General features: G+C 70.6%; 14 protein-coding genes. 9 read left to right on the forward strand and 5 right to left on the reverse strand.

The window, feature by feature from the left end:
* Positions 1–3 precede the first annotated feature (3 nt).
* The 4 genes from AMK26_RS11405 to AMK26_RS11420 form a co-directional block, all read right to left on the reverse strand.
* Complete coding sequence (locus AMK26_RS11405; protein WP_073754395.1) at positions 4–480, reverse strand: MarR family winged helix-turn-helix transcriptional regulator; 477 nt, start codon at positions 478–480, stop codon at positions 4–6.
* 137 nt (positions 481–617) lie between these two features.
* Positions 618–1,391: an AIM24 family protein gene (locus tag AMK26_RS11410; RefSeq protein WP_073754396.1), complete on the reverse strand. Its 774-nt coding sequence runs from the start codon at positions 1,389–1,391 to the stop codon at positions 618–620.
* Positions 1,388–2,038 (reverse strand): AIM24 family protein, encoded by a 651-nt coding sequence (locus AMK26_RS11415; RefSeq protein WP_073754397.1) that lies wholly within the window; start codon positions 2,036–2,038, stop codon positions 1,388–1,390. The genes AMK26_RS11410 and AMK26_RS11415 overlap by 4 nt, the downstream gene beginning before the upstream one ends.
* Entirely contained in the window at positions 2,038–2,676 is a 639-nt protein-coding gene (locus AMK26_RS11420) for an AIM24 family protein (RefSeq protein ID WP_073754398.1), read from the reverse strand. The genes AMK26_RS11415 and AMK26_RS11420 overlap by 1 nt, the downstream gene beginning before the upstream one ends.
* 148 nt (positions 2,677–2,824) lie before the next feature.
* Between AMK26_RS11420 and AMK26_RS11425 the strand changes: the two genes are divergently transcribed.
* The 7 genes from AMK26_RS11425 to AMK26_RS11455 all read left to right on the forward strand — a co-directional run bounded on the left by AMK26_RS11425 (position 2,825) and on the right by AMK26_RS11455 (position 9,609).
* Positions 2,825–3,169 carry a DUF3817 domain-containing protein gene (locus AMK26_RS11425; RefSeq protein ID WP_073754399.1) on the forward strand — a complete coding sequence of 115 codons (345 nt, stop codon included), beginning with the start codon at positions 2,825–2,827 and terminating at the stop codon, positions 3,167–3,169.
* A complete protein-coding gene (locus AMK26_RS11430) occupies positions 3,166–3,459 on the forward strand; it encodes an MTH1187 family thiamine-binding protein (protein WP_073754400.1) in 294 nt (97 codons plus the stop codon). Before AMK26_RS11425 ends, AMK26_RS11430 begins: the two co-directional genes overlap by 4 nt.
* A gap of 138 nt (positions 3,460–3,597) precedes the next feature.
* A complete protein-coding gene (locus tag AMK26_RS11435; protein WP_073754401.1) occupies positions 3,598–4,398 on the forward strand; it encodes a hypothetical protein in 801 nt (266 codons plus the stop codon).
* On the forward strand, positions 4,395–5,075 hold the full coding sequence (locus AMK26_RS11440; RefSeq protein WP_073754402.1) for a DUF4166 domain-containing protein: 681 nt from the start codon (positions 4,395–4,397) through the stop codon (positions 5,073–5,075). Before AMK26_RS11435 ends, AMK26_RS11440 begins: the two co-directional genes overlap by 4 nt.
* A complete protein-coding gene (locus tag AMK26_RS11445; protein ID WP_073754403.1) occupies positions 5,072–5,722 on the forward strand; it encodes a TetR/AcrR family transcriptional regulator in 651 nt (216 codons plus the stop codon). Before AMK26_RS11440 ends, AMK26_RS11445 begins: the two co-directional genes overlap by 4 nt.
* A gap of 125 nt (positions 5,723–5,847) precedes the next feature.
* Positions 5,848–7,647 carry a glycosyltransferase family 2 protein gene (locus tag AMK26_RS11450; RefSeq protein ID WP_073754404.1) on the forward strand — a complete coding sequence of 600 codons (1,800 nt, stop codon included), beginning with the start codon at positions 5,848–5,850 and terminating at the stop codon, positions 7,645–7,647.
* A 3-nt stretch (positions 7,648–7,650) separates the two neighbouring features.
* The gene (locus AMK26_RS11455; protein ID WP_073754405.1) at positions 7,651–9,609 is read left to right on the forward strand and encodes a kelch motif-containing protein; all 1,959 of its coding nucleotides are present in this window, start codon (positions 7,651–7,653) and stop codon (positions 9,607–9,609) included.
* 154 nt (positions 9,610–9,763) lie between these two features.
* Here the strand turns inward: AMK26_RS11455 and AMK26_RS11460 are convergent, their stop codons facing one another.
* On the reverse strand, positions 9,764–10,783 hold the full coding sequence (locus AMK26_RS11460; RefSeq protein WP_073754406.1) for a glycoside hydrolase family 6 protein: 1,020 nt from the start codon (positions 10,781–10,783) through the stop codon (positions 9,764–9,766).
* Between the two features lie 159 nt (positions 10,784–10,942).
* On the opposite strand from AMK26_RS11460, the gene AMK26_RS11465 reads away from it, so the two are divergent.
* Both AMK26_RS11465 and AMK26_RS11470 read left to right on the forward strand, forming a co-directional pair.
* On the forward strand, positions 10,943–11,452 hold the full coding sequence (locus AMK26_RS11465) for a MarR family winged helix-turn-helix transcriptional regulator (RefSeq protein ID WP_073754407.1): 510 nt from the start codon (positions 10,943–10,945) through the stop codon (positions 11,450–11,452).
* A 58-nt stretch (positions 11,453–11,510) separates the two neighbouring features.
* The gene (locus tag AMK26_RS11470; RefSeq protein ID WP_073754408.1) at positions 11,511–11,843 is read left to right on the forward strand and encodes a DUF3817 domain-containing protein; all 333 of its coding nucleotides are present in this window, start codon (positions 11,511–11,513) and stop codon (positions 11,841–11,843) included.
* Positions 11,844–11,860 lie beyond the last annotated feature (17 nt).

The raw sequence follows: 11,860 nt of genomic DNA on the forward strand, positions 1-11,860 counted from the left end.
CCCTTACGGTTTGCCGCGGAGGCCCCGCAGTTGGTCCGCGATGGGGGTGAGCGACTTGTGCAGGTCGCCGAGGGCCTCGGGGCTCAGCAGGTCGATGAAGTGCTTGCGCACGGAGTCGACGTGGTGCGGTGCGACCTTCTGCATGGTTTCCATGCCCTGCTCGGTCAGGACCGCGTACAGCCCGCGCCGGTCGGACTCGCAGTTCTCGCGGCGGACCAGGCCGGCGTTCTCCATACGGGTGATCTGGTGGGAGAGCCGGCTCTTGGACTGGAGCGTCGCGGCGGCCAGGTCGCTCATCCGGAGGCGTCGGTCGGGCGCCTCGGAGAGGTTGACCAGGATCTCGTAGTCGTTGATGGTCAGGCCGAACGGCTGGAGGTCCTTCTCCAGCTGGTACGTCAGCAGCCTGTTGACGTCCAGATAGGTGCGCCAGGCGCACTGCTCGGCATCGGTCAGCCAGTTGGTGGCCGTCTCGGTCTCCATATATGGATTCTACCTAAGAAGTTGAATTCTGGACGAATGAGGGTCGGTGACGCCGGGCACGCCGGCCCCCCGTCCTCGCGGCCGCACCGGGTCAAGGGCGCAGACGTTCGAGGGCGTCACACTCAGCAGACTACCGCTCACAGTCCGAAGCGACGCTGGAGGTCCCCCAGCTGTCCGGGAAGACGCGGTGTCGACCCGTGGTGACCTTGGCCGGATCCGGCCCCCGGCACCCCCGGCTCGTGCGGCACCGCACCCGTCGCCTGCTCCGGCATCAGCACCTCCGTCGACTGCAGCAGCACCGTCCCGGCCCCGGCGAACTCGAACTGGTGCTCCTCGCCCGACGCCCCGCCGAGCCCCGTCAGCGCCCGCAGGCCGCCCATCACGCCCGTCATGTAGCCATGGTCGTAGTGGTGGCAGGGGGAGGGGCAGTCCGCCCAGCCGACCAGGGCCTGCGGGTCGACGCGGAGCGGCGGCTCCATGAAGACCACCGGGCCGTTGGAGGCGGCGACGAACTTCCCGGTGCCGATGAGGGTGAGGAAGCCGGGCACGATCGACTGCTTCAGGGCGAGGGAGGGCTGGTAGGCGAGGAGGTTGCCGGCCCGGATGGTGAGGTTGCCGTCGTCCAGGTCGAAGGAGTTGACGTCGAACGCGCGGTCCGCGAGCAGCATCTTGCCGCTGCCCTCCGCCACCACCCAGTCGCTCGCGTGGAGGGGGGAGTGGAAGCTGGAGCGGACGAGCCGGTCCAGGCGGCCGTGCCCGATGCCATTGAAGTCGATCCGCCCGTAATAGGCGATCATCTTGCCCTTCTGCAGGAACCACTGGGAGCCCTTCAGCTCCACGCAGAAGGTGTACGGATTGACGTTGTCGTCGCTGGGGAGGGTGGTGGGGTCGTGGATGACGGGCGTGCTCACAGCTTCTCCTCCGACGCCTGGACGTACACCGCGCCATTGCCGCTGAGCTCCAGCTGGAACGCCTCGCCGGAGCCGCGCCCCACCATGTCGCGCCAGCCGAGCGCGGTCGACAGCTTGTTGCGTACGTCGCCGTGGTGGGCGACGTAGGCCTGCGGGTCCACGTGCACCGGGCGGTTCGGGGTGATGGGCAGTTCGATCACTCCGCCGTGCGCCATCACGGCGACCGCGCCATGGCCCTTGAGGGTCGTGGTGAACAGGCCCTGCCCGGTCACCTGGCCGCGCACCATGCCCATGACGCCGCCCTGGGACCCCATGAACATCGTGCCCTGCTGGAGCGTGCCGTCGAAGGCGAGCAGGCGGTCGGCCTCGACGTACAGGGTGTCGCCGGTGAGGTCGACGACCTGGATGTGGTGGCCGCCGTGTCCGAACATGACGGTGCCGTTGCCCTCGACGGTCATCAGCGGCGTCGCCTCGTCGGCCACGCGGCGGCCGATCATCGACATCACCCCGCCCTGGCCGCCGGCCGTGTTCGGCGTGAAAGTGACGTCACCGCGGTAGGCCAGCATCGCGCCACGCTGGCTGAACATCTTCTGTCCGGGGGAGATGGTGGCCTCCACCATCTTCGAATTGACCTCGCGGAACGGCATCAGACGTCCCCTCCGACCGTGTTGCGCTCGCTCGGCTGTACGTACACGAGACCGTCGCCCTCGAAGCGGATCTGGAACGCCTCGCCGCCACCCTCGCCCATGAGTGTGCGGAAGGTCACACCGGACTGGAAGTTCTGCTGGAGGTTGCCCTGGTGGGCGATGTACGCGCCGGGGTCGACGGACAGCGGGTACTGCGGCGTCACGCGCAGCACCACGGCCGGCCCGTCCGACATGATCGCGGCCCGGCCGCTGCCCTCGACGGTGGTGGTGAACAACCCGGTCCCGGTCGCCCCGCCGCGCAGGCCGGTGAAGCTGGTGCCGGTGCGCAGGGCGGCGTCGACGCAGAGCAGGTTGCTGGACTCGACGTACAGCTTGTCGCCGTGGAGGGAGACCAGGTTGATCTCGGAGGCGCGGTCGGCGAAATAGCAGGTGCCCTGCCCCTTCACCTCCATCAGCTCCATCTGCTCGCCGGTGAGGCGGCGGGTGACCATCCCGCGGAGGCCCTCGCCACCGCCGGACATCTTCTTGAAGGCCATCTGGCCGTCGTACGCGACCATCGAGCCGTTCTTCGCTTTGACGGCGTCGCCGGTCATGTCGACGGCGAGCACTTTGCTGCCTTGGAGTCGGAACGTTGCCACGCGACGACGGTAGCCGGTGGCCGGGGGTGCGGGGAGAGACCTGGGGAGGATCCCGACCCTGACAAAGGGCGGGCACAGCGGCCTGTCACAATGGACGGGTTGCTTGTGCATCGATTCACAAGATCGCTCACGACGAAGGTGCTGCCTCGTGGACATCAAGACCGCCGCCTCCCTCCACCGCCTCCGACTGGTCTCCGCCCCGGAGGCCGTGTCGTTCATCCTGTTGTTCGTCTGCTCGGTGCTGAAGCGCACGACGGAGTTCAACGCGGTCCCGGTCATGGGCGCGATCCACGGCGTGCTGTTCATCCTGTACGTGCTGTTCTGGCTGGACGCCTGGAACCGTACGAAGTGGGACGTGAAGACAGCCGCGCTGTACTTCGTGCTGTCCGTGCTGCCCTTCGGCGGCTTCTTCGCCGACCGCAAGCTCCGGCGCGCCGCCGACGAGGCGGTCATCGCCTCCCGCGCCCGCCGCGAGGGCACGGTGAACGCATGATCGTCGCCTTCTCCGTCACCCCGCTCGGCGTCGGCGAGGAGGTCGGCGAGTACGTCGCGGACGCGGTGCGCGTGGTCCGCGAGTCGGGCCTGCCGAACCGTACCGACGCGATGTTCACCTCCGTCGAGGGCGAGTGGGACGAGGTGATGGACGTCGTCAAGCGAGCCGTCGCCGCCGTGGAGGCGCGCGCGCCCCGCGTCTCACTCGTCCTGAAGGCCGATGTCCGGCCGGGTGTCACGGACGGCCTTACCGCCAAGGTCGAGACGGTGGAGCGCCACCTCTCCGCCTGATGCGCCCGGCGCGTGACGCGCGAACCCCCGGTCCCAGAGGGCCGGGGGTTTTTCATGGGGCGTGTATTGAGCGAGTGCTCAAACCGCTGTAGGTTGGGTTGAGCAGTCGCTCAAGACGCGCGCCGAGGGGGAATCGTCATGGGGCTCTACATAGAGACGCGTATACGCGCCGACCTCGAGACCCTGTGGGAACGCACCCAGGACCCGGCCCAGCACCAACGGTGGGACCTCCGGTTCACGGAGATCACCCACCTGCCGGGGCCGCCCGGGAAACCCCAGCGGTTCCGGTACGCGACCCGGGTGCTGCCCTTCCTGACCGTCGCCAGCACCGGTGTCTCCGCGGGGGAGCGCCACCGGGCCGGCGGCGAGCGGGTCTCGGCCCTGCGGTTCGCCTCGCCCGACCCGCTCTCGCTCCTCGCCGAGGGCAGCGGCTACTGGCGCTACGTCCCCACACCCGACGGGATCCGCTTCCTCACCGGCTACGACTACCGGCCGCGCTGGGGACGCTTCGGCGCGGTGGCCGACCGGCTGGTGTTCCGGCCCCTGATGGGCTGGGCGACCGCATGGTCCTTCGACCGGCTGCGGCTGTGGTGCGAGCAGGGCATCAGCCCCGCACGCTCACTGGCCCACGCCCTTGCGGAACTGGCGGTACGGACCCTCGCGGTCGCCGTGGCGTTCCTCGGCTGCCTGTGGGCGGTGTGCCCGGGCGTCCAGGCGGAGGAGGCGGCCCTCGGCGGCACGGTGTGGACCGGGCCGATCGCCGCCGCGCCGCCCGGCGGGGCAGCCGGCCTGCTCGCCGGGCTCGGGGCCGTCGCGCTCGCCGCCGTCGCCCTGCTCGCCCGGCCCTCCCGCCGTACGCCCGCCGCCCGGCGCTGCCGGCGCACCCCGCCCGCGCGCACCGCCGCACCCGCCCTCCTCGCCACCCTGGAGCACGCATGACCTCGATCTTCGCCCGCGCCATGGGGGACGACTTCCACCGGCTGCACCCCCAGCTGCGGCGGCGCTTCTCGGTCGGTCTCGACAGCGGCGAGATGTGCGTAGGCCGGGGCGTGATGGACCGCGTCTGGCACGGGCCGGCCTTCGTCAAACCGTTCCTCGCCCTCGGCGGCACCCGCAACATCCTCGTCCCGCGCACCGGCCGGCGCGTCCCCTTCACCATCGAGAACGTCCCCTACACCGACGCGTACGGCCGCGAGACCGTCACCTTCGTCCGCACCTTCGCCCTGCCCGGCGGGGAACGCCGCTTCGACGCCACCATGGTCCACAGCGCCGAGCGCGGCTGCGTGCTCGACTACCTCGGCACCCACCAGCACCTCGCCAGCGACCTGCACCTGAGCGCGGAGCCCGACGGCTCCCTGCTCATCCGCTCCGGGGAACACCGCTTCCGCGAGGGGCGGATCGACGTCCGCGTACCGGAGCTGATCGGCGGCGAGGCCGAGGTGCGCGAGTCCTACGACGACACCACCGGCCGCTTCCGCATCCGCGTCCGCGTCACCAACCGGTACGTCGGCCCGCTCTTCGGCTACGAGGGGTCCTTCACCGCCCACTACGCCGACGTACGCTCGCTCGGGGTGCGGGCCGGGCTGCGCCCGGTACGCGAGGAGATACGGGCGTGAGCGCGGAAGCCAGAAGCCAGGAGACCAAGGTCAAGCTGCTGGAGGGGGCGCTGCGCACCCTCGCCGAACAGGGCATCGCCAAGACCTCCGCCCGCGCCGTCGCCGCCGCAGCCGGGGTCAACCAGGCGCTCGTCTTCTACCACTTCGGCTCCGTCGACGAGCTGCTGGCCGCCGCCTGCCGCCACGGCGCCGAACAGACCGTCGCCCGCTACCGCGACCGGCTCGCCGGGGTGAGCGGCCTCGCCGAGCTGCTCGCCCTGGGCCGTGAGCTGCACGCCGAGGAGCGCGCGGCGGGCAGCGTCGCCTTCCTGGGCCAGCTCCTCGCCGGCGCCCAGACCCAGCCGCGCCTCGCGCCCGCCACCGCCGCCGGGCTCGACCTGTGGATCGACGAGCTGGAAAAGGTCCTCACCCGGGTGCTGGCCGGGACCCCGCTCGCCGAGTTCACCGACATCGCGGGCCTCGCGCGGGCCGTGGCCGCCTCCTTCGTCGGCCTGGAGCTGTACGAGGGCGTCGACGGGGACGGCGCCCGACGGGCCCTGGACGCGCTGGAGCAGCTCGCGGCGCTGGTCACCGTTCTCGACGAGCTCGGGCCGCTGGGGCAGCGGGCGGTGCGGCACCGGCTGCGGCGTACCACCGGACGCGGCTGACACCCCGCCGAGCCCGTCAAACCGCATCCGGCGCAGAAACGCCCGCTCGGACGCCTCCAGTCGACACGTCGCCAAATCTCCCCTTTCGTGGGGGTATAGCGACCCGCTCGACAGCTGGAGGCACCGTGCGGCCGGAGGGCTACGACTACGACACCTACAGCCGTCTCGCCGGTCCCCTGACGGAACCGGACCGGACGGCGTATCAGGTCCGGTACCGCAGCCTGCTCTCCCAGGAACCGCACCGAATACGGGCCGTCCTGCTGATGACGCTCGCCCCGGTGCTCTCGGCCGTCCTGCTCGTGTACCTCGTCTGGCCCACCCACTGGACCACCCGCGAGGGCGGCGACCGGTGGCTGGTCAGGTTCGACGCCGTGATGCTCGTGTCCATCGGGCTGATCTGCCTGTTCATGCTGGTCAACGTCGTCTCCATCGCCCACGCCACGATGGTCGCCCGCGATCCCGTCCCGGTCTTCCCCAAGAAGGGCACCCGCGTCGCGTTCCTCACCACCTACGTACCGGGCAAAGAACCCCTCTCCATGGTCCGCGCCACCCTCGAAGGGGCCGTCCGCGTCACGCACGAGGGACGGCTGGACGTGTGGCTGCTCGACGAGGGCGACGACGAGCAGGCCAAGGCGCTGTGCCGGGAGCTCGGCGTACGCCACTTCACCCGTGCCGGCGTCCCCGCCTGGAACCGCCCCAAGGGCGTGCACAAGGCCAGGACCAAGCACGGCAACTACAACGCCTGGATCGCCATGCACGGCGACGACTACGACTTCTTCGCCTCCGTCGACACCGACCACATACCGCTGCCCAACTTCCTGGAACGCACCCTCGGCTACTTCCGCGACCCCGACATCGCCTTCGTCGTCGGCCCCCAGGTGTACGGCAACTACACCTCACCCGTCACCAAGGCCGCCGAGTCCCAGCAGTTCCTCTTCCACGCCCTCATCCAGCGCGCCGGCAACCGCTACCACGCGCCCATGTTCGTGGGCACCAACAACGTCGTACGCGTCGCCGCCGTCAAGCAGATCGGCGGGCTGTACGACTCGATCACCGAGGACATGGCCACCGGCTTCGAGCTGCACCGCACCAAGAACCCGCGCACCGGGCACCTGTGGCGGTCCGTCTACACCCCGGACGTGCTGGCGGTGGGGGAGGGGCCCGCCTCCTGGACCGACTTCTTCACCCAGCAGCTGCGCTGGTCGCGCGGCACGTACGAGACGCTCTTCAAGCAGTACGGGAAGGCGTTCTTCCGGGTGCCGCCGGGGCGGCTGCTCAACTACACCCTGATGCTCGTCTACTACCCGATGACCGCCGTCAACTGGTTCCTCGGCATCCTGTCCTGCGTCCTGTTCCTCTGGCTCGGCGCCTCCGGCACCCAGGTGTCGTCCTCCGTCTGGCTGATGCTCTACAGCGACGCCGCCGCCCTCCAGATCGGCCTCTACCTGTGGAACCGCCGCCACAACGTCTCCCCCCACGAACCGGAGGGCTCGGGCGGACTGGCCGGCATGGCGATGTCCGCGCTCTGCGCGCCCATCTATTTGAAGTCGCTCGTCTCGGCCCTGCTGCGCACCCAGGGCCGGTTCGTCGTCACCCCCAAGGGCGGCGAGGCGAGCCCCGACCGGCCCGCCACCTTCCGTATCCACCTGTACTGGGCGGCCGTGCTGGTCGCCTCGCTCGCCGCCTCCGTGTTCCTCGACCACACGCACGCCGCCATGCGCACCTGGGCGGTGCTCGCCCTCGCCATCGCGCTCGCCCCGGTCGGCGTCTGGGGCTGGGGCCTGCTCCAGGAGCGCCGGGCCCGTGTCCGCCTCCGTGCCCCGGAACCCAAGCCCGCCCCGCCGGTGGCGGCGAAGGCGAAGGTCACGCCGAAGACCGGCGACGAGCCCGAGCCCGCGTTCGCCACGACGACAGGAGGGAACTGAACCATGGCCTACCGGCCGTCGAAGAAGCTGAAGAAGACCCTGCTGGGCGGCGGAGCGGTGGTCCTGCTCGCGGGCCTCAACGCGCCCGCCGCGCTCTCCTTCGCCGAGGCGAAGTACCACGCGTACAAGATCTCCCAGCCCGGCTACAAGGCCAAGTACGGCTCATGGCAGCACCTCGACGTGCCGGGGGAGTACCGGCTCAACGCCATCCACGCCGCCCTCCTCCACACCGGCAAGGTGCTGCTCATCGCGGGCTCCGGCAACGACCAGAAGAAGTTCGACGCGGGCACCTTCGACACCATCCTGTGGGACCCGGTCAAGAACACCTACAAGAAGATCCCGACCCCGGAGGACTTCTTCTGCGCCGGACACAGCCAGCTCCCCGACGGACGCCTCCTGGTGGCCGGCGGCACCGCCCGCTACGAGGTCCTCGACGGCGAGGTCAAGCGTGCCGGCGGCGGCATGCGCGTCAAGAACGAGAGCCCGGACAAGGCCATCACCCTCAAGAAGGGCACCGTCTTCCGCTCTCCGTCGGGCGTCGAGTACGTGTCGAAGTTCGACGTGACGGTCCCCAAGGCCAAGCGCGAGTTCAAGATCTCGTACTTCAAGAGCGGCCAGATGAAACCGTGGGAGACCAAGGTCACCGCCGCCGAGGCCCGCGTCTTCGTCGAGGCGAGGACGGAGGGCCCCAAGGCCCTGACCACCGAGGCCGCCCAGTACAAGGTCGTCGGCCTCAAGGGCAAGGACGCCGGAAACGTCTATGGCATCGCGCAGAAGCTCACCACGGAGAAGCAGGACTTCCAGGGCATCAAGGCGGCGTACGAGTTCGATCCCAAGGCCGAGAAGTACGTCCCCGTCGCGCCCATGAAGGACGCCCGCTGGTACCCGACGCTGGTGACGCTCCAGGACGGCAGGGTCCTCGCCGTCTCCGGCCTCAACGACGTCGGCGACGTCGTCCCCGGCGACAACGAGATCTACGACCCGAAGACGAAGAAGTGGACCAAGGGCCCCTTCCGCTACTTCCCCACCTATCCCGCGCTCTTCCTCACCCAGGGCGGCAAACTCTTCTACACCGGCTCCAACGCCGGCTACGGACCCGCCGAGAAGGGCCGCGTACCCGGCCTGTGGGACCTGAAGAAGAACACCTTCCAGGAGATCGGGGGCATCACCGACCCCGACCAGCTGGAGACCTCCGCCTCCCTGATCCTGCCGCCCGCGCAGGACCAGAAGCTGATGGTGCTCGGCGGCGGCGGGGTCGGCGAGTCCGCGCTGTCCACCGCCCGCACGGCCGTCATCGACCTCAAGGCCGCCAGGCCCGCCTTCCGGACCGGCCCGTCACTGCCCCAGGGCACCCGCTACCTGAGCAGCGTCCTCCTCCCCGACGACACCGTCTTCACCACCGGCGGGTCCAAGGAGTACCGGGGCCGCAGCGGCAGCGACATCCTCAAGGCCCAGTTCTACGAGCCGAAGACCGACTCCTTCCGGCAGGCCGCCGACCCCACCGTCGGCCGCAACTACCACTCGGAGGCGCTGCTGCTGCCGGACGGGCGGGTGGCGACGTTCGGCTCGGACCCGCTGTTCGACGACAAGGACAACACCAAGCTCGGGACGTTCGAGCAGCGCGTGGAGATCTTCACCCCGCCGTACCTGCACGGCGCCGGGGCCGACGCCCGGCCGGTGCTGGGCGAGGGCCCCCAGGAGCTCGACCAGAACGGCCGGGCCACCTTCCGCACCAAGGACGCCGCCCGCATCGCCAAGGCGCGGCTGATGCGGCCCAGCGCGGTCACGCACACGACGGACGTGGAGCAGCGCTCCATCGAGCTGGGGCTGACCAAGGGCGCGGACGCGGTGACCATCGAGGCGCCGCTGGACAGGACCCTGGTCCCGCCCGGCTGGTACATGCTGTTCGTGGTCGACAAGGACGGGCGGCCCTCGGTGGCGAAGTGGATCCAGGTCGACTGAGCCGGGCCAGGCCTGGTGCCGGGCCAGGCCTCGCGCCGGGCCAGGCCTCGCGCCGGGTCACGCCCTGAGCCGGGGCGCCTTGCGCCGGGTCACGCCTCGCGCCGGGTCACGCCTGAGCCGGGACGCCTCGCGCCGCGTCACGCCCTGCGCCGGGCTACGCCTTCGCGCGGCGCGCCAGGCCCAGGGCGTACTCCGGCCACCACGTCCCGGCGGCCGGGCCGCCCCGGCAGGTGCCGTCCGATTCGCCGGGGCGCTTGATCCACAGGTAGGCGTCCACCCGCTCGTCGCCGGTGTTCTCGGTCGGCGGCGTGCCGAGCGCCCGGCCCGGCGGATTGCACCAGGCCTCCTCGCCGTCGCCCGGGAGCGGGCCGGCGCCGTTGCGGCTGGTGTCGATGACGAAGTGGGCGCCGCCCAGGAGCGCCGACAGCTCCGTACCGAAGGCGGTGACCGTGGGCGTGGTCTGGAAGTTCGACACGTTCAGCGAGTAGCCGTCCGCCTTGGCGACACCGGCGCGCCGCAGCGGCTCCACCAGCTTGCCCGGGTCCTTGATCCAGGCCGGGTTGCCCGCGTCCAGGTACACCTTGGTGCCCGGCTGCCGCTTGAGCCGGTCCACCGCCTCGGCGAGCAGCTGGTAGCGCTCCTCGTGGTGCTGGACGGGCGTGCAGCCGTCCACCAGGTGCGGCACGGCGTCCGGCTCCAGGACGACGATGGCGGGCGCGTCCCCGATGGCCTCGGCGAACGAGCCGATCCACTCCCGGTACGCCTCCGGGCTCGCCGCGCCGCCCGCCGAGTACAGGCCGCAGTCGCGGTGGGGGATGTTGTAAGCGACCAGGACGACCGTCTGCTTCCCCGGCCCCGCCCCGCGCACGGCCCGCCGGATGTCCGCCGCCGGGTTGTTCCAGGCCGGCCACTGGGCGGCCGGCCGCTCGGAGATCCGCCGCAGCAGCTTGGCGTCCCCGGTGCGGCCCTCGGCCTCGTACGCCGTGACCTGGCGGGCCGCCGGGCTGTTCGGGTCGACCCAGAACGGCGAGCCCTTGGCGGGCGCGCTCCGGCCGACGGGTTCCTGGGCGGGTCCCTCCTCGCCCTCACCACCCCCGCCGGAGGCGCAGCCGCCGGCCAGGGCGGCGGCCAGGAGCAGGGCCGTGACGACGCGGGACGATCTGTGGCCGGACATCCAGCCCCCTCGTATGGCTGTGAGCTACGGACGAACAGACCGGGCAATCGTGACATAACGGTCACAGTGAGTCCGGCTGCGACACCACGCCGTGACGGCGGGGGACCGAAGCGCGAGACGGGGCTGACCAGCATGTGACCTGTCGGTAAGGTCGATGACGTGCCGAAGCCGCTCAGTCTCCCGTTCGACCCCATCGCCCGTGCCGACGAGCTCTGGCAGCGCCGCTGGGGGCCCGTCCCCTCCATGGCCGCCATCACCTCGATCATGCGGGCCCACCAGATCCTGCTCGCGGAGGTCGACGCGGTGGTCAAGCCCTACGGGCTGACCTTCGCCCGGTACGAGGCGCTGGTGCTGCTCACCTTCTCCAAGGAGGGCGAGCTGCCGATGTCCAAGATCGGCGAGCGGCTGATGGTCCACCCGACGTCCGTGACGAACACCGTCGACCGGCTGGTCAGGTCCGGCCTGGTCGCCAAGCGCCCCAACCCCAACGACGGGCGCGGCACCCTCGCCTCCATCACCGACAAGGGCCGCGAGGTCGTCGAGGCGGCGACGGCGGACCTGATGGCGATGGACTTCGGCCTGGGCGTGTACGACGCGGAGGAGTGCGCCGAGATCTTCGCGATGCTGCGGCCGCTGCGGATCGCGGCCCACGACTTCGAGGAGAAGTGACCCCGTAGGGGGAGGCCCGCGCGAAGATCGCCCGGAACGTCACGTTACGCTCGACGCCATGAAGAGGAGCGTGCTGACCCGCTACCGGGTCATGGCCTATGTGACCGCCGTCATGCTGCTCGTGCTCTGCACGTGCATGGTGTTCAAGTACGGGTTCGACACGGGCGAGGACGTGACCTTCATGGTCTCCCAGACCCACGGCGTCCTCTACATCATCTACCTGATCTTCGCCTTCGACCTGGGCTCCAAGGCCCGGTGGAAGTTCGGCAGGCTCCTGTGGATCCTGCTCTCCGGCACGATCCCCTTCGCCGCCTTCTTCGTCGAGCGCAAGGTCACCCGCGACGTCGAGCCGCTGCTCGCCGACGCGTCGCCGGTCGTCGCCAAGGCCTGACGCCCCCGGCCGTACGC

This window comes from Streptomyces sp. CB03234 (assembly GCF_001905885.1).
GTDB lineage: Bacteria > Actinomycetota > Actinomycetes > Streptomycetales > Streptomycetaceae > Streptomyces.